This window comes from Streptomyces sp. NPDC059649, from assembly GCF_042734445.1.
GTDB lineage: Bacteria > Actinomycetota > Actinomycetes > Streptomycetales > Streptomycetaceae > Streptomyces.
The window spans coordinates 51,290-72,565 of sequence record NZ_JBHWDV010000012.1; the positions used below are offsets into that span (position 1 = coordinate 51,290).

Annotated in this window: 16 protein-coding genes; 6 read left to right on the forward strand and 10 right to left on the reverse strand. The window is 72.9% G+C overall.

Features of this window, described 5'->3' with window-relative positions:
* Positions 1-86: 86 nt before the first annotated feature.
* Together ACFV1J_RS16015 and ACFV1J_RS16020 are read right to left on the reverse strand one after the other, a co-directional pair.
* Positions 87-1,451, reverse strand: a complete 1,365-nt coding sequence (locus ACFV1J_RS16015) for an SWF or SNF family helicase (protein ID WP_385858362.1) — start codon at positions 1,449-1,451, stop codon at positions 87-89.
* Positions 1,448-4,402 (reverse strand): DEAD/DEAH box helicase, encoded by a 2,955-nt coding sequence (locus tag ACFV1J_RS16020; RefSeq protein WP_385858365.1) that lies wholly within the window; start codon positions 4,400-4,402, stop codon positions 1,448-1,450. Before ACFV1J_RS16020 ends, ACFV1J_RS16015 begins: the two co-directional genes overlap by 4 nt.
* Positions 4,403-4,612: 210 nt before the next feature.
* Here ACFV1J_RS16020 and ACFV1J_RS16025 point away from each other — a divergent pair, with 210 nt between their 5' ends.
* Positions 4,613-4,795 (forward strand): hypothetical protein, encoded by a 183-nt coding sequence (locus ACFV1J_RS16025; protein ID WP_385858367.1) that lies wholly within the window; start codon positions 4,613-4,615, stop codon positions 4,793-4,795.
* A 45-nt stretch (positions 4,796-4,840) separates the two neighbouring features.
* On the opposite strand, the gene ACFV1J_RS16030 is transcribed toward ACFV1J_RS16025, so the two are convergent.
* Positions 4,841-5,623, reverse strand: coding sequence for a hypothetical protein (locus ACFV1J_RS16030; RefSeq protein ID WP_385858369.1), 783 nt, complete (start codon positions 5,621-5,623; stop codon positions 4,841-4,843).
* Between the two features lie 189 nt (positions 5,624-5,812).
* Between ACFV1J_RS16030 and ACFV1J_RS16035 the strand changes: the two genes are divergently transcribed.
* Complete coding sequence (locus ACFV1J_RS16035) at positions 5,813-6,709, forward strand: oxygenase MpaB family protein (protein ID WP_385858371.1); 897 nt, start codon at positions 5,813-5,815, stop codon at positions 6,707-6,709.
* 28 nt (positions 6,710-6,737) lie between these two features.
* Here the strand turns inward: ACFV1J_RS16035 and ACFV1J_RS16040 are convergent, their stop codons facing one another.
* Together ACFV1J_RS16040 and ACFV1J_RS16045 are read right to left on the reverse strand one after the other, a co-directional pair.
* Positions 6,738-7,349, reverse strand: coding sequence for a class I SAM-dependent methyltransferase (locus ACFV1J_RS16040; RefSeq protein ID WP_385858373.1), 612 nt, complete (start codon positions 7,347-7,349; stop codon positions 6,738-6,740).
* Positions 7,346-8,833 carry a purine-cytosine permease family protein gene (locus tag ACFV1J_RS16045; protein ID WP_385858375.1) on the reverse strand — a complete coding sequence of 496 codons (1,488 nt, stop codon included), beginning with the start codon at positions 8,831-8,833 and terminating at the stop codon, positions 7,346-7,348. The genes ACFV1J_RS16040 and ACFV1J_RS16045 overlap by 4 nt, the downstream gene beginning before the upstream one ends.
* Positions 8,834-9,081: 248 nt before the next feature.
* Between ACFV1J_RS16045 and ACFV1J_RS16050 the strand changes: the two genes are divergently transcribed.
* Positions 9,082-9,696 carry an ATP/GTP-binding protein gene (locus ACFV1J_RS16050; RefSeq protein ID WP_385858376.1) on the forward strand — a complete coding sequence of 205 codons (615 nt, stop codon included), beginning with the start codon at positions 9,082-9,084 and terminating at the stop codon, positions 9,694-9,696.
* 80 nt (positions 9,697-9,776) lie between these two features.
* Here the strand turns inward: ACFV1J_RS16050 and ACFV1J_RS16055 are convergent, their stop codons facing one another.
* On the reverse strand, positions 9,777-10,205 hold the full coding sequence (locus tag ACFV1J_RS16055) for a PPOX class F420-dependent oxidoreductase (protein ID WP_385858378.1): 429 nt from the start codon (positions 10,203-10,205) through the stop codon (positions 9,777-9,779).
* 167 nt (positions 10,206-10,372) lie between these two features.
* Here ACFV1J_RS16055 and ACFV1J_RS16060 point away from each other — a divergent pair, with 167 nt between their 5' ends.
* Both ACFV1J_RS16060 and ACFV1J_RS16065 read left to right on the forward strand, forming a co-directional pair.
* Positions 10,373-10,780 (forward strand): roadblock/LC7 domain-containing protein, encoded by a 408-nt coding sequence (locus tag ACFV1J_RS16060; RefSeq protein ID WP_385858381.1) that lies wholly within the window; start codon positions 10,373-10,375, stop codon positions 10,778-10,780.
* Between the two features lie 88 nt (positions 10,781-10,868).
* Positions 10,869-11,765: a DUF6397 family protein gene (locus ACFV1J_RS16065; RefSeq protein ID WP_385858384.1), complete on the forward strand. Its 897-nt coding sequence runs from the start codon at positions 10,869-10,871 to the stop codon at positions 11,763-11,765.
* Here ACFV1J_RS16065 and ACFV1J_RS16070 read toward each other — a convergent pair.
* Positions 11,696-12,565 carry an acyl-CoA thioesterase gene (locus tag ACFV1J_RS16070; RefSeq protein WP_385858386.1) on the reverse strand — a complete coding sequence of 290 codons (870 nt, stop codon included), beginning with the start codon at positions 12,563-12,565 and terminating at the stop codon, positions 11,696-11,698. The genes ACFV1J_RS16065 and ACFV1J_RS16070 overlap by 70 nt on opposite strands.
* A 52-nt stretch (positions 12,566-12,617) precedes the next feature.
* Positions 12,618-15,131, reverse strand: a complete 2,514-nt coding sequence (locus tag ACFV1J_RS16075; protein WP_385858388.1) for a DEAD/DEAH box helicase — start codon at positions 15,129-15,131, stop codon at positions 12,618-12,620.
* 676 nt (positions 15,132-15,807) lie between these two features.
* Here ACFV1J_RS16075 and ACFV1J_RS16080 point away from each other — a divergent pair.
* Entirely contained in the window at positions 15,808-16,599 is a 792-nt protein-coding gene (locus ACFV1J_RS16080) for a metal-dependent hydrolase (RefSeq protein ID WP_385858390.1), read from the forward strand.
* Between the two features lie 498 nt (positions 16,600-17,097).
* On the opposite strand, the gene ACFV1J_RS16085 is transcribed toward ACFV1J_RS16080, so the two are convergent.
* Together ACFV1J_RS16085 and ACFV1J_RS16090 are read right to left on the reverse strand one after the other, a co-directional pair.
* Positions 17,098-18,879 carry an ABC transporter ATP-binding protein gene (locus tag ACFV1J_RS16085; protein WP_385858393.1) on the reverse strand — a complete coding sequence of 594 codons (1,782 nt, stop codon included), beginning with the start codon at positions 18,877-18,879 and terminating at the stop codon, positions 17,098-17,100.
* A 37-nt stretch (positions 18,880-18,916) separates the two neighbouring features.
* Positions 18,917-20,938, reverse strand: coding sequence for an ABC transporter transmembrane domain-containing protein (locus tag ACFV1J_RS16090; protein WP_385858395.1), 2,022 nt, complete (start codon positions 20,936-20,938; stop codon positions 18,917-18,919).
* Positions 20,939-21,276: the final 338 nt, after the last annotated feature.

A 21,276-nucleotide genomic window follows, 5' to 3' on the forward strand; every position in this document is an offset into this window, starting at 1 on the left:
CAGCGAATCACGCGCGGGGGCCCGGCGCAGCCGGATGACCGGATTCGGGCGGCCGGGTGCTCCGCGCGCGCCCGGCCGCCCGCGGATCAGTCCTCCGCCGCCTCCGCCGACGCCTCCGCCAGCGCCGCCGCCGGGTCGTCCGAGGCCGGGCCGGCCGGCACCCACTGCCCGCGCTCCTTGCGGTACGGCCACCAGCGGCCGTCGCGCCCGTACCGTAGTTGGGCGGCGCCGCCGGTCACCGTCCAGCGGTTGCCGGTGACCCGCAGCCGGGGCCGGGTCCCGTCGTCGTCCCAGGCGGCCGCGAGCCGGTCGGTGGCCCGGGCCAGCTCCGCCGGATCCGGGGCCCACTCCTCCTCCAGCACCGCCAGCCCCGCCGTACCGCCCAGTTCCCAGGCCCGTACGGCCCGCGCCAGGCCGCGGGCGTCCCGCCCCGAACCGGCCGCCAGCCGCGCCGATATGGCCCGGTCCGGACCGGCCGCCGCCAGCCGTACCGCGTCCTGTCGGGGCGTCAGCGCGGGCGGCGGCGGGGCGTCCGCATGCCAGGGGGAGAGCGCCTCCGCCAGCAACCGCTGGGCGCGCGCCGCCGCGTCGGCGATCAGGAACTCCAGCGCTGCCACGTCCACCCCCGGCTCGGGCGGGACGCCGCCGCCGAGCACCGGCGCGGCGCCCGGCCCGTCGACCGGCGGGGGCGGCGCGGGCAGCGGCGGCAGGATGTCCCGTGCCGCGTACGCCTCGGCGGCCGCCACGCCCGCGCCGGGCCCCGCCACCGGATCCCCGCCCGCCGCGGGCCCGGCCGCCCGGGCCGCACTGCGCGCCTGCAACTCCCCGAGCAGCTCCCGCTCACCGCGGCCGCGCACCAGCAGCAGCACGAACGGGTCCTGGTCCAGCAACCGCGCCACCTGATAGCACAGCGCCGCCGAATGCGCGCAGTGGTCCCAGGCGCCGCAGCTGCACTCCGCCTCCAGATCACCGATGCCCGGCAGCAGTTCGACGCCCGCCGCGGCCGCGTCCTCCACCAGCACCGGCGGCATGTCCCGGTCGAGCAGCGCGGCGATGTGCCCGGCCCGGTCCGCGACGAGATCCAGGAAGCGGTCCCATGCGGCGTCGTCCAGCTGCTGCAGCAGCACATCGGACCGGTGCCGGGTGTGGTCCCGGTCCTGGACGATGGCGGTCAGCCGGCCCGGGCGCACCGACACCGCACCGACCGCACCGGCCCGGGCGTGCCGCCGTCCGAGCTTCAGCTGTTGCAGGTCCAGCGCGGTGTCCTCCAGCGCCTTGAGCCATGCCTGCCCCCACCACGTACGGGCGAAGCCCCGGCCGCGGGCGGGCGGCAGCGCGGCGAAGGTCCGCTCGGCGTCCGGGCCGTCCCCGTGAGTGCCTGCCCCGTGAGTGCGTATCCCGTGGGCGCCGTCCTCGTAGGCGCCGTCGCCGTCCTCGTCCCGTCCGGTCATCGTTCGCTCCCTCGCAGTGCCACCAGGTCCGCCAGTTCGGCGTCGGTGAGTTCGGTCAGTGCGGCCTCGCCGGCGCCGAGCACCGCGTCCGCCAGCTGCTGTTTGCGGGAGAGCAGATCGGCGATCCGGTCCTCGATCGTGCCCTCCGTGATCATGCGGTGGACCTGCACCGGCCGGGTCTGCCCGATGCGGTACGCGCGGTCGGTGGCCTGCGCCTCGACGGCCGGGTTCCACCAGCGGTCGAAGTGCACGACATGGCCGGCGCGGGTGAGGTTCAGCCCGGTGCCGGCCGCCTTCAACGACAGCAGGAACACCGGGACCTCGCCGTCCTGGAAGCGGCGCACCATCTCCTCCCGGCGGGCCACCGGCGTACCGCCGTGCAGGAGTTGTGACGTCACGCCGCGCGCCGCCAGATGCCCCTCCAGCAGCCGCGCCATCCGCACGTACTGGGTGAACACCAGCACGCTCGCCCCCTCGGCGAGGATCGTGTCCAGCAGCTCGTCGAGCAGCTCGACCTTCCCCGAGCGGCCGCCGATCCGCGGCTGCTCCTCCTTGAGGAACTGCGCGGGATGGTTGCAGATCTGCTTGAGGGAGGTGAGCAGCTTGACCACCAGCCCACGGCGGGCGAAGCCGTCCGTGCCGGCGATCTCGTCGAGCCCCTCGCGCACCACCGCCTCGTAGAGCCCGGCCTGTTCCGTGGTCAGCGCCACCGCACGGTCGGTCTCCGTCTTGGGCGGCAGCTCCGGCGCGATGCCCGGATCGGATTTACGCCGGCGCAGCAGGAACGGCCGCACCAGCCTGGCCAGCCGGTCGGCCGCCGCGGCCGCCTCGGGGGAGGCCGCCGGACCGCCCTCGACGGGCCGCGCGTACCGGGTGCGGAACCGCCCCAGCGTCCCCAGCAGCCCGGGCGTCGTCCAGTCCAGGATCGCCCACAGCTCGGTCAGGTTGTTCTCCACCGGGGTACCGGACAGCGCCACCCGGGCCCGGCCCGGCACGGTCCGCAGGGCCCTGGCGGTCGCCGAGAACGGGTTCTTGACGTGCTGCGCCTCGTCCGCGACGACCAGCCCCCACGCCACCTCCGCCAGCTTCCCGGCGTCCAGCCGCATCGTCCCGTAGGTGGTGAGGACGACTTCGCCGTCCACCAGGTCGGCCAGGTTGCGGTGCCCGCCGTGGAAGCGGCGCACCGGTGTGCCCGGCGCGAACCTCTCGATCTCCCGCTGCCAGTTGCCCATCAACGACGTCGGGCAGACCACCAGCGTCGGGCCGGCCGACGCGGAGTCGGTCTGCCGGTGCAGATGCAGCGCGATGAGGGTGATCGTCTTGCCCAGTCCCATGTCGTCGGCGAGACAGGCACCGAGCCCCAGCGACGTCATCCGGTGCAGCCAGCCCAGACCGCGCAGCTGATAGTCGCGCAGTGTCGCGCGGAGCGCGGGCGGCTGGACGACGGGGCCGGTGGCGGTGCCCTCCGGGTCCGCGAGCCGGTCGCGCAGTCCGGCCAGCCACCCGGTCGCCTGCACCGCCACCCGGTCGCCGTCGCCGTCCTCGGCGCTCCCGGTGAGCGCGGCACCGAGCGCGTCGAGCGGGGTGACCTTGCGGTCCCGCCGGTCCCGGGCGGCCCGTACGGCCTCCGGGTCGATCAGCACCCACCGGTCGCGCAGCCGGACCAGCGGCCGCCCCGCCTCGGCCAGCCGGTCCAGCTCGGCCCGGTCCACCTCCTGGCCGCCCACCGCGAACCGCCAGCTGAAGGAGAGCAGGGCGTCCGCGGACAACAAGGAGGGCGGCCCGGACTCCCGCCCGTCCACGGGGCCTTCGGCATCGGGCGGCCCCACCACGGCGCGGCTGGTCAGCGTGCGCGCCAGCTGCTTCGGCCAGTGCACCTGCACCCCGGCCGCGGCCAGCGCCCGGGAGGCCGGGCCGAGCAGTTCGGCGACCTCCTCGTCGGCGAGGTCCAGCGCGCCGGGCACCGCCGCCGACAGCAACGGGCCGAGCGGCGCCCAGACCTCGGCCGCCCGGCGCAGCGTGCGCAGGGTGTCCATCCGCGCCCGCGGACCGAACGCCTGCCCCGCCGTCGACGCCCCCGCCCACACCTCGGCGGCATCCGCCACCAGGGCGGGGTCGGTGAGGCTGTGCACCTGGAGGACCGCGCGGAAGGTCACCTCGCTCCCGGGGGAGGACGGCGCGGCAGCGTCCACCGGAACGTCCACCGCCGTGTCCGCGTCCAGGCCGGGCACCTCCACCCGCAAGGAGATCCGTACGCCCGCGTCATGGCCGGCGGCGACGTCCGCGGCCCAGTCCCGCTGTTCAGGGATGTGCTGCGGCGCGGCCGCCGCGAAGGCCGGCGCCCCGGTGGCCAGCGCCGCGGCGGGGGAGCGCGGCAGACCGTCCGCCACGGCGTCGAGGAACGCCCGTAGGTGCCGCTCCGGTTCGGGCAGCTCCACCGGGTCCGTCCCCGGCAGCGGGGTGGCGTGCGCGTACGGCGGCATCGCGGCGGCGAGTTCCCGCAGCCGCTCGACGTCCGCCGCGTCGAGCGGGCCGATCCGCCAGGCGTCGTACCCCTCGGGGCTCACGCCGGGCAGCAGCCGTCCGCGGGCCGCCAGCTGCAGCGCGAGGACCGCCGCGGCGCCCCAGAAGGCCGCCGCCGGATGGGTGGACCGGCCGGCCCGCAACCGGGTGAGGACGGGCATCGCGCCGGCCACCGGCAGCACCAGCGCCGGCACCTCGCCGACCTCGACGCCGCCGTCCTCCGCCGGCAGTACGACGTCCAGCCGCTCCACCACGGGCCCGCGCCCGTCCGCTGCGCCCTCCTCGGTGAGGGTCGCCGCCACCGGCTCACCATCGGGCCGCCAGAAGGCGATCCGGCCGGCCCGGGGCGGATCCGACGGCAGGAAGACCGCCGGACAGCGGGCGAGCCCGGTGAGCTGAGCGGGGGTGACGGTTGGCGTGAAGGTCACGGGTTCCCGAACTCCTCAAGTTTGACTACTGGCGCCTGGAGCGCCCGAGGGTACCGGACACCGGGCCCGGACCAAGAACGCGCGCACCCCTTGGGCGGCACCCGGCCGCACCCGGCAACCCGGGCGGCACCGGAGGGAACCCACGGCGCGAAAACGGCGTTCAATGGAGTACGACAGAGCGCGGCACCGGCCGCGGAAGGGGCGTGAAGGATGTCCACACAGGCGAAGGTCGCGATCGGCGGCGTCGCGGTGGGAGTGGTCCTGCTGTGGCTGCTGCCCCTCTGGGCGGCCCTCTTGGTCATGGTCGGAGTCCCGGCCGTCGCATATCTGGCCCTCGACTCCTCCCAGCGCCGCCGCCTCCGCAGGGCCGGCCGCAAACAGCTGGGACGCTGACACCGGCAGGCGGGGCCGGGACGGCCCGCCCGGAGCCCGGCCGGCTCAGACCGGCCGGGCCGCCAGCTCGTCCAGCGAGGAGAGCAGCCCGGGCAGTTCGGGCCCCCGGCCCACCGGATGCACCTCGCCGGGCTCCTCGTCCAGCAGCACGAACGCGATGTCGTCCGTCCGCGCCACCATGCTCCAGCCCGGCCCGTCGACCCGCAGCGTGCGCGCCTCACCCGCCGCGAACGACGACCGCACCCGCCCGGGCGGCGGAGGATCCGCCAGATAGCCGCGGGCCTCCTTCAGCACCCGGCGCACCCCCTCGTGCGCCTCGTCCCCCGGCTCCGCGAACGTCACCTCACCGTCCACCTGCTCGCGCCACAGCGCCCACTGCAGCGCGATCTCGTCCGCGCCCAGCCGCCGTTGGGCCGGCCCCCACTCCTCCGCGTCCGGAGGACACAGCGGCACCGGCTCGCCCTCCTGCCGCTCCGGATCATGCGGCGCCGGCACCCCCGGCGCGGATACGGCGAGCGCCAGCGGCCAGCCCGGGAGCGCCGCGACGATGCTGCTCTCCCCGGGCGAGAGGTCGTACTCCATCCCGCAGTCCCACGCCGCGATGGCACAGGCCACCAGCGACACGTCCTCGGTCACCACGGTCCAGCGGGCGCCACCGCCGTCCTGCCCGAGGACCAGCCCGTAGCCTTCGGCGTACGGTTCGAGCCCGAGGCCCGCGCACACCTCGGGGTAGTCGTCGCCGAGCACGCTCGGGAACTGCCCGGGCGTCAGCAGCACCGCCGTCAGCACGAACAACTGGTCGTTGTCGGCGCTCTCGGTCGTGGGCACGCGGACCTCCCCTTCCCAACTTCGCGGAGTATGTCGGCGCACCTTAATTGCCCCGTCGGGAGCTTGTCACCACTCCTACGCTGCGCTTATGCCTTCCTACAGTGTCCGGATCACGTGGTGTGCCCGGTCTGCCGGGCCGCCGGGCCCGCTCCTAGACTGGGCGCTCCGGCGAGGGAAGGACGTTGTCACGTGCGGCGCTACGACTGGCTCAAGGAGATCCGCAGGCTCGACCCCGAGCGCGACTTCTTGACGATCTACCGCATCATCGCGACCCACGAATTCCCCTGGGACCTCACCCGGGCCCTGGAACTGGCGCTCTACCGCACCTACGCCGTGCCGAGCATCGGCCGGCTGCTCGCAGAGACCGCCGAGCTGACCGACCGTACGCAGAAGCGCTACGACGACACCGCCCTCCTCCTGGACGCCGTACTGGAGCACGGCTTCGACGGCGAGGACGGCCGGACGGCCATCCGCCGCATCAACCAGATGCACCGCAGCTACGACATCTCCGACGAGGACATGCGCTATGTCCTGTGCACCTTCGTGGTGATGCCCAAGCGCTGGCTCGACACCTACGGCTGGCGGCGGCTGACCCCGCACGAACAGCATGCCGTCGCCGCCTACTACCGCACCCTCGGCCGCCACATGGGCATCCCCGAACTCCCCGAGACCTACGAGGACTTCGAGCAGTACCTCGACGCCTACGAGGCGGCGCACTTCGGCTGGGACGAGGGCGCACGACGGGTCTCCGACGCCACCTTGGACCTGATGGCCGGCTGGTACGGCCCGCTCGCCCCGGTGGTGCGCCGCGCGAGCATGGCCCTCCTGGACGACTCGCTGCTGGATGCCTTCCGCTACGACCGGCCCGCCCCGGCGCTGACAAAGACGGTGCGCGGCGCCCTGAAGCTGCGCGCGAAGGCCGTCCGGCTGCTGCCGCCCCGCCGCACCCCGCACTACGCCCGCCAGAACCCCGAGATCAAGGGCTACCCGAACGGCTACCGGGTGGCCGAGCTCGGCACCTTCCCGGCCGCCCGGCGCCTCGGCGGCTGCCCGGTCCCGCACGGGGAGGACCCGGTGGCCTCCTGACCCGGATCCCGCGGGGCGGGCCGCGCCGTCAATCCTGGCGGACCGCCAACGCCAGATAGCGCGCGTCCCGGTCCTCGTACCGGATCAGCTCCCAACCGCAACGGGCCAGCAGAGGCCGTAGGTTCGGCTCCGCCCTGAGGTCGTCGGAGGTGACGGCTCGCCCCTTGCGCGCGGCGAGGGCGGCCCGCCCGATGGGGTGGAAGAGCGCGAGCCGGCCACCGGGGCGCACGACCCTGGCCAGCTCGGCGAACCCCGCCTGTGGATCCGGCAGATGGGAGATCAGCCCGGCCGCGAAGACCGCGTCCAGCGCGGCGTCCGGCAGCGGCAGCCGGGTCACGTCCGCGAGCAGCAGCGGCGCACAGCGGTCCCGCCCGGCCCGTACGGCGGCCGTCAGCATCTCGGGCGTCAGATCGGCCCCCAGCACCGTCCCCTGCGGCCCCACGGCCTCCCGCAGCGCGGGCAGCGCCCGTCCCGTGCCGCAGCCGGCGTCCAGGACCGTCTCGCCCCGCCGCAGCCCCAGCTCGGCGACCCCGGCGGCGTAGGCGGGGCCGTCGTCGGGGAACTTGGCGTCCCAGCCGGCGGCACGCGGCGCGAAGAACGCCCGTGCCTCGTGCGGCCGTTCACCGTGGTGGTCGGTCATCGGTCTCCTCCAGAGGTGTGACGACGGGCGCCGAGCGACGCGGTGCAGGCGTACAGCACCCCGGCGACGGGCAGGGCCACCACGACGCCGAGGTTCATCGCACCCAGCGGGCCCCGCGCGGCGGTGTCGGTCAGCAGGAAGCCCACCACCTCGGCGATGTGCGGGTCGGCGGAGGTGATCAGCCCCAGCCCCACGACGGTGCCCACGACGAGCGAGAACCCGGCCGGCCGGCCCAGGGCCGCCACCCGCACCAGGTCGAAGCCGGTGTGGCGGCGGCGCCACTGTTCCACCAGGAACACCGCCGACCAGGCGGACATCGCCACCCCGATGATGGCCAGGAACGCCTGGAACGTCGCGAAGAAACTGGGCGACACGAACAGCACGTACCAGCCGCCGACGGCCATCAGCACGCCGTCCACCAGCACGGCGAGATGCCGCCGGACCGGAATGCCCAGGGCCAGCATCGACATGCCCGAACTGTAGATGTCCATGATCGCCCCGGAGGCGAAGCCCCCGATGGCGGTGAGCAGGTACGGCACCAGGAACCAGGTGGGCAGCTCGGCCGCGAGCGCCCCCACCGGGTCGGCGGCCGCCGCCCCGGCCAGCTTCGGATCCCCGGCGTTCAGCACCACCCCGAACACCAGCAGCACCAGCGGCGGCAGCACCCCGCCGAGCGTGGTCCAGCCGGTGATCGCCCGGCCGCTGCTCGCCCGCGGCAGGTAACGGCTGTAATCGGCCCCGCAGTTGACCCACCCCAGGCCCAGCAGCGTCATCGCGAACACGATGCCGCCGACGAACGTGCCGAGGCCGCCCGCCCGTCCGTGGCCCAGGGCGGACAGGTCGACGCGGTCGGCCATCAGCACCAGGTACACCAAGGTCAGCGCGGTGATCGCGGCGGTCAGGTACTTCTGCACCCGCATGATCAGCGCATGCCCGTAGATGCCGACGACCACGACCACCACGGCGGTCACCGCAAAGCACAGTGCCTGCGCCGTAGTTGTCGGCGTCCGCGCGTCGGACCGGGCGAAGACGCCGGGCGCGACGCGCGCCAGGATCGCCGCGCCGCCCAGCGAGGACAGCGCGACCAGGACGGTCTCCCAGCCGACGTTGGAGACGTAACTGAACAGCGTGGGCAGTTTGTTGCCCTGCAGCCCGAAGGCGGCCCGGCCGATCGCCATGGTGGGCGCGCCGGTGCGGGCCCCGGCTATCGAGATCAGCCCGACCAGGAGGAACGAGAGCACATAGCCGAGCGCCCCGGAGGCGACCGCCTGCCAGGGGCTGAGGCCCAGTCCCATGAGGTAGACGCCGTAGGCGATGGACAACAGGGAGAGCCCGGACGCGGCCCAGGGCCAGTACAACGACCGGGGGCTGCCGTGCCGCTCGGCGTCCGGCACCGGATCGATGCCATGGCGTTCGACGGTGCGGGCCGAGACGTCCGCCGCGACGGACGGTACGGTCCGCTCCTCCGACTGCTGCTGCGTCATACGGACATGATCCCGCACCGGCCCCCACGGTGGCGGCCCGGTCCGTCTATCACGAATACGGGGGCCGCCGGGCTTCCTGATCGCAAGACTGAGCGGCTTTGGCAATTTCGGGGACAGCCCGATCAACGGGCGGTACGGTCCTCGCCATGGATTTCGGACGGCGCTCTGCCGCCGAAGGCTCCCCTCGTCGAGCCGTGCATCCGCATTCCCCGTGACGCGCAGGACCCGCATCCCTAAGGAGACGGCCGATGAACGCCGCACCAGGGGCCCCGGAGGGCGCAGCCCCGGACCCCGGCCCCGAACTGGCCCTGAAGATCTTAGTCGCGGGCGGTTTCGGGGTGGGCAAGACCACCCTGGTGGGCTCGGTCAGTGAGATCCGCCCGCTGCGCACCGAGGAAGGGCTCAGCGAGGCCGGGGAGGGGGTGGACGACACCGGGGGAGTGGTCACCAAGGCCACCACCACCGTGGCGATGGACTTCGGCCGCATCACCATCCGGGAGGGGCTCTCCCTCTACCTCTTCGGCACCCCGGGACAGGACCGCTTCTGGTTCCTGTGGGACGACCTCTCCGAGGGCGCGCTGGGTGCCGTGATCCTCGCCGACACCCGCCGGCTGCAGGACTGCTTCCCGGCGGTCGACTACTTCGAGCGCCGCGCGATCCCGTTCCTGGTCGCCGTCAACTGCTTCGCGGAGGCGCGGTCCTACGGGGCGGACGAGGTGGCCCGCGCACTGGATCTGGACCGCGGCACCCCGGTCGTCCTCTGTGACGCGCGGGACCGTGACTCCGGCAAGGAGGTCCTGGTCCGGCTCGTCGAGCACGCCGGCCGGCAGCGCTCCCCCCGGACACCGGCCCCGGTGGGATGACCTGCCGACGACCGGCCCCGGTGGGATGACCTGCGGACGGGCGAGGCGCGGACGCCGGACGGCCCGCGCCCCGCACCGGGTCAGTCCGCGACCGCCGCGAGGCCGATGACCTTGTCGATCCTGACCCGCACCACCACCTCGCCCGGTACGCCGTTGCGCGCACCGTATTCCTCCGCGCGGTCCTCGCCCATGTAACGGGCCGCGATCCGCGTCGCCCAGTGCCGTACGTCGGACAGTTCGTCGCTGATCTCCGCCGAGCCCTGCACGGTCACGAAGGAGAACGGTGGCCGGTCGTCGTCCACGCACAGGGCGAGCCTGCCGTCCCGGGCCAGATTGCGGCCCTTGACCGTGTCCGTACCGGTATTGAACACCACCTCGTCGCCGTCCAGGAGGAACCAGATCGGGGCGAGGTGCGGACTGCCGTCCGCCCGTACGGTCGCCAGCTTTCCGGTCCGGGTGCCTTCGGAGAGGAACCTGCGCCACTCGTCCTTCGTCATCTTGTGTGCCATGCCGACATCCTCTCCGCGCGTCGGCGCGGGCGCCGCCTGGCACGCCGGGCCGCGGGCCGCTTGCCGAGACGGCGGAGGTGGGACAGGCTGGCACGGCAGTCCGCGGAGGGACCATGGGCTGCCGTCCGGCCAGGACCACGGCCGGGGACACGGGGAGGAAGCGTCACATGGCATTGAGCAGCGGACTGGACTGGCTGCTGGACGACCTGACCAAGCGGGTGGAGAAGGTACGGCACGCGTTGGTGCTCTCCAGCGACGGGCTGGTGACCGGCGCGAGCGAGGGACTGGGCCGCGAGGACGCCGAGCATCTCGCGGCGGTCGCCTCGGGACTGCACAGCCTCGCGAAGGGATCCGCGCTGCACTTCCGCGGCGGGCAGGTCCGGCAGACCATGGTCGAGTTCGACGAGGGCGTGCTGTTCGTGACGTCGGCGGGGGACGGCAGTTGCCTGTGCGTGCTGGCCGGCGCGGACGCCGACCTGGGACAGATCGCCTACGAGATGTCGCTGTTGGTCAATCGCGTCGGTGAGCACCTGGGCGTCGCGGTGCGCCGGCCGGAGAGTTATCCACAGGCCTGAGGCGGGGGTTGACGCACTGTCACCGCCTGCGGCTATGGTCGTGACTGTCAGTGATCGACGCTGACCGACCGAGTTGCGGGGGAACGACATGACAGTGATGTGCGACGGGCAGCAGACGCTCCCGAAGGGCCGGGCGGCCCGCCAACTGGAGCTGCGCACCGGCGAGTTCGAGCTCGCCGTCCAGCTCGGAGAAGTACGTACGGTACCGCCCGGCGGCGCCGACCGCCCACCGGGCGCCGGAGTCCTCGGCGGACGCCGGGTCCCGGCGGAAGAGATCGCCCGGCTCCAGGCCGAGCCCGGCTTCCCGGAGGCGCTCCGCGAGCGCATCCGCACGGTCGGCACGACCGAGGCCGCCCGGCTGATGGGCGTCGGACCGGGCCGGGTGCTCCGCCTGACCCGCGCCGGCTGCTTCCCGCCCTGCCGGTTCTACGTGAACCGCTACGGCGCCGTGGTTTGGCTCTACCTCGCGGCGGAGGTCACCGACTTCGCCGACCGCGAACCCGACCTGCTCCAGGGCAACACCCCGGCGGCGATGCGGGTGATGCTCGACGGCGGACAGGACTGGCGGGCCCGCCAGTGGCGCAGCCGCCGGGTCGCGCAGCTCCTGGGGCAGACCGACGACCCCTGGGAGTCGGCCGCGGTGATCGCCGCGGTACTGCCCCCGGAGGAGCTGGCCTCGGTGGCCGGCAACCCCCTGGAGCGGTCCGTGTTGCGCCGCCTCCGGCCCACCCTCGCGACCGTGATCACCGCCACCCCGGCGGCCCGGGAAGCCTACGAACGGGTCCTGACGGCCGACGAGTTCGACGAGGTCCTGTGGTACCGCGTCCATCTCGCCCGGGCCCTCGAAGAGGCCCGCCGGGAAGATCCCGGACGGGTCCGCCGGATGTCCCCCATGGAGTTGGCCGTCCGGCCGGGTCAGCCACCGAGCTTGCGGAACAACCCCTCCTGGACGACCGAGACCAGCATCCTGCCCTCCCGGTCGTAGATCCGCCCGCGAGCCAGGCCCCGGCCACCGGTGGCGATCGGGGACTCCTGGTCGTAGAGGAACCACTCGTCCGCGCGGAACGGACGGTGGAACCACATCGCATGGTCCAACGAGGCCATGTCGAAGCCGCGCGGACCCCAGAGCGGCTCGATCGGGATGCGGACCGCGTCCAGCAGCGTCATATCGCTGGCGTAGGTCAGCGCGCAGGTGTGGACCAGTGGATCGTCGCCCAGCGGACCGACCGCCCGCATCCACACCGCGCTGCGCGGTTCCGCGCCCTCGATCTCGTCCGGTGTCCAGCGCAGCCGGTCGACATATCGGATGTCGAACGGCTGCCTGCGGGCCATTCGCTCCAGCGCCTCGGGCAGCCCGCCCAGATGCTCACGGACCTCCTCCACGACCGTCGGGAGGTCCTCCGGGTCGGGCACCGCGCGGCGCATCGGCAATTGATGTTCGAAGCCGGGTTCCGGCTTGTGGAAGGAGGCGGTCAGATTGAAGATCGTGCGTCCCTCTTGGACCGCGACCACCCGGCGCGTGGTGAAGGAACGCCCGTCCCGCACCCGCTCGACCTGGTACACGATCGGCACCCCGGGCCGGCCCGGGCGCAGGAAGTACGCATGGAGCGAGTGCACCGGGCGGTCACCGTCGGTGGTCCGTCCGGCGGCGACCAGCGCCTGGCCCGCGACCTGTCCGCCGAAGACCCGCTGGAGGCTCTCCTGCGGACTGCGGCCGCGGAAGATGTTCACCTCGATCCGCTCGAGATCCAGCAGGTCGACGAGCTTCTCCGCAGGATTGGTCATGACCGATGGCCCTCCCTCGCATGCACCGGCGGCCTCGGGCGAAGCCGTCGCCTCACAACTGACCCACATCCGTGACCCGCACGACCGCGCGCCCCTCCTCGTCCGAGGCGGCCAGATCCACCTCGGCGGAGATGCCCCAGTCGTGATCACCGTTCGGGTCGGCGAAAGTCTGCCGCACCTTCCACAGCCCGTGCTCGGCGTCCTCCTCGATCTGCAGGAGTTTCGGGCCGCGCGCATCCGGACCGGTGCCCAGCTCCTCGTACTCCTCCCAGTAGGCGTCCATCGCCTCGCCCCAGGCATCCGCGTCCCAGCCGGACTCGGCGTCCATCTCACCGAGTTCCTCGACCTTGTCCAGCGCCGCCAGCTCCACCCGCCGGAACATCGCATTGCGCACCAGCACCCGGAAGGCCCGCGCGTTGGAGGTCACCGGCCGGACCTGATCCGCCCGCTCCTGGGCCTGGTCAGCCGTCTCCTCCTCCGGGTTGGCCAGCTGCTCCCACTCGTCCAGCAGGCTGGAGTCCACCTGCCGCACCATCTCGCCCAGCCAGGCGATGAGGTCCTGGAAGTCCTCCGACTTCAGATCGTCCGGCACGGTGTGGTCCAGCGTCTTGAAGGCACTCGCCAGGTACCGCAGCACGATGCCCTCGGTGCGCGCCAGCTCGTAGAAGGAGGTGAACTCCGTGAAGGTCATGGCGCGTTCGTACATGTCACGGATGACCGACTTCGGCGACAGCGGATGGTCGCCCACCCAGGGGTGGCTCCTGCGGTACAGCCCGTAGGCGTGGAAGAGCAGCTCCTCCAGCGGCTTGGGGTACTCGACGTCCATGAGCCGTTCCATGCGCTCTTCGTACTCGACGCCGTCGGCCTTCATCTGGGCCACCGCCTCGCCGCGCGCCTTGTTCTGCTGCGCGGCCAGGATCTGCCGCGGATCGTCCAGCGTGGACTCCACGACCGACACCATGTCCAGCGCGTAGGACGGCGACTCCGGGTCGAGCAGGTCGAAGGCGGCCAGCGCGAACGTCGACAGCGGCTGGTTCAGCGCGAAGTCCTGCTGCAGATCCACGGTCAGCCGGACGATCCGGCCCTCCGCGTCCGGCTCGTCCAGCCGCTCGACGATCCCGCCGTCCAACAGCGACCGGTAGATCGCGATGGCCCGCCGGATGTGCCGCAGCTGGTTCTTGCGCGGCTCGTGGTTGTCCTCCAGAAGCTTGCGCATCCCCTCGAAGGCATTGCCCGGGCGGGCGATCACCGACAGCAGCATCGCGTGGGTCACCCGGAACCGCGATGTCAGCGGCTCCGGATCGGACGCGATCAGCTTCTCGAAGGTGTTCTCGCCCCAGTTGACGAAGCCCTCCGGCGCCTTCTTGCGGACCACCTTGCGCCGCTTCTTCGGATCGTCGCCCGCCTTCGCCAGCGCCTTCTCGTTCTCCACGACGTGCTCGGGCGCCTGCGCCACGACGAACCCGGCGGTGTCGAAGCCGGCCCGGCCGGCCCGGCCCGCGATCTGGTGGAACTCCCGCGCCCGCAGCGTCCGCACCCGCGATCCGTCGTACTTGGTCAGTGCGGTGAACAGCACCGTCCGGATGGGGACGTTGACGCCGACGCCGAGGGTGTCCGTACCGCAGATGACCTTCAGCAGACCCGCCTGGGCGAGCTTCTCCACCAGCCGGCGGTACTTCGGCAGCATCCCCGCGTGGTGGACGCCGATGCCGTGGCGCACGTACCGCGAGAGGTTCTTGCCGAACTTCGTGGTGAACCGGAAGTTGCCGATCAGCTCGGCGATCTGGTCCTTCTCCGCGCGGGTGCACATATTGATGCTCATCAGGGCCTGCGCCCGCTCCACGGCGGCGGCCTGCGTGAAGTGCACGATGTAGACGGGGGACTGGCGGGTCTCCAGCAGCTCGGTGAGCGTCTCCGTCAGGGGGGTGGTGCGGTACTCGTACGACAGCGGCACCGGCCGGGTCGCCGAGCGCACCACCGTCGTCGGCCGCCCGGTGCGGCGGGTCAGATCCTCCTCGAACCGCGACATGTCGCCGAGCGTCGCCGACATCAGGACGAACTGCGCCTGTGGCAGTTCGAGCAGCGGAATCTGCCAGGCCCAGCCGCGATCCGGCTCGGCATAGAAATGGAACTCGTCCATCACGACCTGGCCGATATCGGCGTCCTTACCGTCCCGCAGCGCTATCGAGGCGAGGACCTCGGCGGTACAGCAGATGACCGGGGCATCGGCGTTCACCGACGCATCGCCGGTGAGCATGCCGACGTTCTCGGTGCCGAAGAGCTTGCACAGATCGAAGAACTTCTCCGACACCAGCGCCTTGATCGGGGCGGTGTAGAAGGTGACCTGATCATGGGCGAGGGCGGTGAAGTGCGCACCGGCCGCCACCATGCTCTTCCCGGAGCCGGTGGGGGTCGACAGGATCACGTTCGCCCCCGAGACCACCTCGATCAGCGCCTCCTCCTGGGCGGGGTAGAGCGAGATCCCCTGCTGCTCCGCCCAGCCCGAAAAGGCTTCGAAGAGGGCATCGGGGTCGGCGTCGTTCGGCAGATGATCGATGAGGGTCACGCCCCCATACTGCCTGCCTTCACCCCGGATCAGGGAACCGGTAACCCATACGGAGATCAACTGCCGCCCCCGGGGACGGTCCGACGCGCACCCGTCACATTGCGTGAGGGCGCCCCTCCCCGCGGGCCGTACTCCCGGGCCGGTCCCGCGGCCGGGGCCCCGCCTCCGTACGGAGATCATCTGCCGCTACGCTGAGTCGCCGACCCGGCGTCAGCAGCGCGGACGGTGAGCGTGCCGAGCACGCCCCACCGCCCGGGCACGACGCACGGCAGCCGGGCACGGCGGACGTACGGGCAGCACGCACGACCGGGCCAGAACGTCCGCACGAGGTATGAGGGTGTGCCGGGCGTGACGAACGGGTCGGGTGTGACGTTCGGGTCGGCGTGACGGTCGGGTCGGGCGTGAGGCATGCGCTGGGCGCGACGAAGGGGTCGGGCATGGCGTACGGGGCCGGTGCGAGGCGTGCACCGGGCGCGATGAAGGGGTCGGGCGTGACGATCGGGCCGAGTGTGACATGCGGGCTGGGCGTGAGGCATGCGTCGGGTGCGAGGCACGCGCCGGGCACGAGGCGCGAGCTGGGCACGAGGCGCGAGCCGCACAACGGAAAAACCGAGCAGGGACAACGACAACAACCGCGCGACAACAACCGCGCGACAACAAGGGGTGGGGAACAACCATGATGGGACCGGCGCACTCGCTCTCCGGGGCGGCGGCCTGGCTGGGGGTGGGCGCGGCGGCCGCAGCCGCGGGACATCCGATGCCCTGGCCGGTGCTCGTCTGTGGGGCTCTGATCTGTGCGGGAGCGGCGCTCGCCCCGGACCTCGACCACAAGTCCGCCACCATCTCGCGCGCCTTCGGGCCGCTCTCGCGGATGGTGTGCGAGGTCGTCGACAACATCTCGCACGCCGTCTACAAGGCGACCAAGATGCGCGGCGACGCCAACCGCTCCGGCGGACATCGCACCCTGACCCACACCTGGCTGTGGGCCGTGCTGGTCGGCGGCGGCATGGCGCTGCTGGCGATGCGGGGCGGGCGCTGGGCGGTGCTCGGCATCCTCTTCGTTCACATGGTGCTCGCGATCGAGGGGCTGTTGTGGCGGGCGGCCCGGGTCTCCAGCGATGTGCTGGTGTGGCTGCTCGGCGCCGCCTCGGCCTGGATCCTGGCCGGCGTCCTCGACCAGCCGGGCAACGGCGCGCACTGGCTGTTCACCGAACCCGGCCAGCAGTACCTCTGGCTGGGCCTGCCGATCGTGCTCGGCGCGCTGGTCCATGACATCGGCGACGCCCTGACCGTTTCCGGCTGCCCCATCCTGTGGCCGATCCCGATCGGCCGGAAGCGCTGGTACCCGCTCGGCCCGCCCAAGGCCATGCGGTTCAAGGCCGGCAGCTGGGTCGAACTGAAGGTACTCATGCCGGTGTTCATGCTGCTGGGCGGCCTCGGCGGGCTGGGGGCACTCGGCTACATCTGAGTGCGGAGGAGTGCGGAGGGGTGGGGAGGGGCGGGGGCGGGGCGGGGACCGGGGGAGAGCGCAGGGGAAGAAGCCGGGGGCTGGAGCCGGGGCGCAAGCCCGTCCGGCGGCCTCGTGGCCGACCGCTCCACCGGCCCGGCAGCCTCGTCCACCACCCCACCCCACCCCAACCCACTGACCGGGCGCCCGCCCCGCCCCACCGACCCGGCGCCCGCCCCACCCCACTCCGCCGACCCGGCAGCCTCGCCCACCCCCCTGACCCGGCGCCCGCCCCGCGCCACCGACCTGGCGCCTACCCCGCCCCCCCCGCACCCCAGCCAACGCACCCCGCCCCGCCACCCCCCGCCCGGTCACATCGCACGCCGCCTGTCGCCCCGTCCTCCGCTGGTCCAGGCGTTTGCCCGCCGTGCCGTTGCCCCTGCGGCCGACTCGGTGCTCCAGCCGCTTCAGCAGTCGGCCACTATCCGTGCCACGACCGCCGATCCATGCCATGACTGCCTATCCGTGCCATGACCGCCACAGTGCCGCGTATGGGCCGTCTGCGGTGACCAGTTCGTGGTGGGTGCCCAGTTCGCTGATCCGGCCGTTCTCGACGACGGCGATCACATCGGCGTCGTGAGCGGTGTGCAGACGGTGGGCGATGGCGACCACCGTGCGGCCGTCCAGCACCTTGCCGAGCGAGCGCTCCAGGTGGCGGGCGGCCCGCGGGTCGAGGAGTGAGGTGGCCTCGTCCAGGACCAGGGTGTGCGGGTCGGCCAGGACGAGCCGGGCCAGTGCGATCTGCTGGGCCTGGGCCGGGGTCAGGGTGTGGCCGCCCGAGCCGACCTCGGTGTCCAGGCCCGCGTCCAGGGACCGGGCCCAGCCGTCGGCGTCCACGGCCCCCAGCGCCGCCCACAGTTCGGCGTCGTCGGCGCCGGTGCGGGCCAGCAGCAGATTGTCGCGTAGCGTCCCCACGAAGACGTGGTGCTCCTGGTTGACCAGTGCGACCTGTTCGCGGACCCGTTCGGCGGGCATCGCGGAGAGTTCCGCACCGCCCAGCGTCACGCTGCCCGTACGCGGCCCGTAGATTCCCGCGAGGAGTCGGCCCAGAGTCGACTTGCCGGCACCGGACGGGCCGACCAGGGCCAGCCGGCTGCCGGGCCGGATCCGCAGGGAGACCTCGCGCAGGACGTCGACGCCGGTGCGGTAGCCGAAGCTCACCCCGTCGGCGTGCACCTCACGGCCGTCCGGCAACCGTTCCGTGTCCGCCGTCTCGGGCTCGATCTCCCGGACGCCGACGAGCCGGGCGATGGACACCTGCGCCACCTGCAACTCGTCGTACCAGCGCAGGATCATGCCGACGGGATCGATCATCATCTGGGCGAGCAGCGCACCGGTCGTCAGCTGGCCCGCGGTGAGCCAGCCCTGCATCACCATCGCCCCGCCGAGCAGCAACACCGCGCCCAGCAGCACCACATGCGTCAGGTCGACGACCGGGAAGAGCACCGAGCGCAGGAAGAGGGTGTAGCGCTCCCACTGGGTCCATTCGCGGATCCGGCGCTCGGAGAGGGCGATGCGGCGGGCGCCCAGGCGGTGCGCCTCGATCGTGCGGCCGGCGTCCACCGACTCGGTGAGGACGGCGGACACCGCCGCGTACCCCGCGGCCTCCGAACGGTAGGCGGCCGGCGCCCGCTTGAAGTACCAGCGGCAGCCGACGACCAGGAGCGGGAGCGCGACCAGCACGGACAGGGCGAGCGGCGGCGCGGTCACGGTCAGGCCGCCCAGCAGCAGCGCCACCCACACCACACCGATCGACAGCTGTGGCACGGCCTCGCGCATCGCGCTGGAGAGCCGGTCGATGTCCGTGGTGATCCGGGACAGCAGATCGCCGGTGCCGGCCCGCTCCAGGACGCCCGGCGGCAGTGCCACGGACCGTACGAGGAAGTCCTCGCGCAGATCCGCCAGCATCCGCTCGCCGAGCATCGCACCGCGCAGCCGGACCATGCGGACGAACACCGTCTGCACGATCAGCGCGAGGGCGAACAGGCCGAGGGTACGGCCGAGTTGGAGGTCGCGGTCACCTGCGGAGAGCTTTTCGACGACCCCGCCCAGCAGGTAGGGACCGGCCATCGAGGCGATCACCGCGGCGGCGTTGACGGCGACCAGCACGGTGAACTCCCGGCCGTGCCGCCGGATCAGCCCGGCGACGTAGCTCCGTACCGTGGCGGGGGAGCCGACGGGGAGTGTGGTGAGCGTCTGCGGGGCGTCCGGATCGTGCTCCGGCGGCGCCAGGCCGATCATGCGGTCTCCTCCCCTTGTCCTCCAACCGTGCCCTCGATCATGCGGTCTCCTCGACCTGAGTGGTCGTCAGCACGCGGGTACCGTCCTTGCCTCGGGCCGCTACGGGATCTCTCTCCGGAGCGGCTTCCGTATGCGTGGCCATGTCTTCGGCGGCCTCCGTATCCGTAGCCAGGTTCTGGGTGGCTTCGGTTTCCGTTGGCATGCCCTCGGCGGCTTCGGTTTCCGTGGCCGGGGTTTGGGTGGCTCCGGTAACCGCGTCCCGAACGGCTGCGGTATCCGGGTCCCGAACGGCTTCGGGTTCCGGGTCCCGGGTGACGACGGCGCGGTAGGCGGGGTGGCTGTGCAGCAGTTCGCGGTGGGGAGCCTCGGCGACGACCTTGCCCTCATGGAGGAACGCGACCCGGTCGGCGCGGTCCAGGAGCAGCGGACTGGAGGTCAGGACCACCGTCGTACGGCCTGCCCGGATCTTCCGTAGGCCTGCGGCGATCCGGGCCTCGGTGTGTGCGTCCACGGCGCTGGTCGGTTCGTCGAGCACCAGCACCTCCGGGTCCGTGACCAACGACCTGGCCAGCGCCAGCCGCTGCCGCTGGCCGCCGGAGAGCGACCGGCCGCGCTCGGTGATGTGGGTGCGCATCGGGTCCCCGGAGTCGTCGAGCGAGGCCTGTGCCAACGCGGTCAGCACATCGCCGCACTGGGCGGCGGTGAGCGCCTCATCGGCGGCCAGTCGCCCGGAGGACGGCACGTCGAGCAGTTCGCCGAGGGTGCCGGACAGCAGCATCGGGTCCTTGTCCTGGACGAGCACGGCGGCGCGGGCGGCGTCCCGCGGCAGGTCGTCCAGAGGGGTGCCGCCCAGGGTGACCGACGGCAGGCCCACATGCTCCGCATGCGCCCCCTGGTCCACCGGCGCATGCCCGCCGAGCCGTTCGGCCAGTCGGCCCGCCGTATCCGGGTCGCCGCAGACCACCGCGGTCAGGCGGCCGGCCGGCGCGGTCAGGCCGGTGACCGGATCGTGCAGGTCGCCGGTGGGCGGCGGCCGGTCGTCCACGGCCGTCCGTCCGCCGGCCGGCCGGTGCTGGGCCAGGACGCGGGCGGTGCGCCGGGCCGACGGCCGGGCGAAGGACAGCGCCTGGGCGATCTCCTCGAAGTGCCGGAGCGGCACGAGCAGGAACGTCACCGCGCTGTAGATCATGACGAGTTCGCCGACCGCGACCGTGCCGTCGAGGGCGAGCCGGGTGCCGTACCAGACCACCGCGATCAGCAGCAGGCCCGGCAGCGCCACCTGGACGGCCGCGATCAGCGACCACATCCGGGCGCTGCGGACGGCGGCCCGGCGGACCTCCTGGGAGGCGGCGCGGTAGCGGCCGAGGAAGAGTTCCTCGCCGCCGATGCCGCGCAGGACGCGCAGTCCGGCGACGGTGTCGGAGGCGAGTTCGGTCGCCAGGCCGGCCTTCTCGCGCTGGGCGTCGGCCCGCCGGGCGGCGGGCGGCAGCAACGGCAGTACGGCCAGTGCCAGGACGGGCACGCCGAGCGCCACCAGCGTGCCGAGGTGTGGTTCGCGGACGACCAGGGCGACCGAGACCGCGATCGCGGTGACCGCGGCCGCGCCGAACCGGGAGATCGCCTCGACGAACCAGCCGATCTTCTCCAGGTCACCGGTGCTGACCGCGACGATCTCACCGGCCGCCACCCGCCGGGTCATGGCCGAACCCAGTTCCGTGGTCTTGCGGGCGAGCAGCTGCTGCATCCGGGCGACGGTGGTGATCCAGTTGGTGACCGCGGCGCGGTGCAGCATCGTGCCGCCCAGCGCGATCAGCGCACCGAGCACCAGGATCAGCCCGCCGGACAGCGCCAGCCGCCCGCCGTCGCGGTCGACCGCGGCCTGTACGGCCAGGCCCACCGGCAGCGGGAACGAGGCGATGGCGCCGAAGTGCACCAGGCCCCAGGCGAGGGCTTTGAGCTGGCCGCCCAGCTGCTGCCCGTAGAGCCAGCGCAGGAAGCTGCCGCCCGTACGGACGTCGGGGACGCCGGGGTCGGGATGCGGAAGGTCGCGGATCTGCATGATGCCCCAGGCGAAGTCGTGGCGGAGTGTCGCGGAAGCCGTGGTGGAGGAGTGGTCGCGGAAGCCGTAACGGAGGAGGGGTGGTCGCGGAAGTCGTGGAGGAGGGGTGGTCGCGGAAGTCTTGGTGGAGGGTTGGTCGCGGACGTCGTGGCGGAGCCGTTGCGGTGGGGGGCGTGTGCCGTCACCGGCGCCGCGCCCAGCCTTTTCCGGCAGGCGAAATGCGCCTCGTACCCGCCTCGTTGGTGCGAAGGTTCTGGAAGACTGGCCCGGACAGCGGGCCGGTTTCAATCGATTTTTCCGCTGCGGGCACGCGTTCCGGACAATCGTCCCGGGAAGGC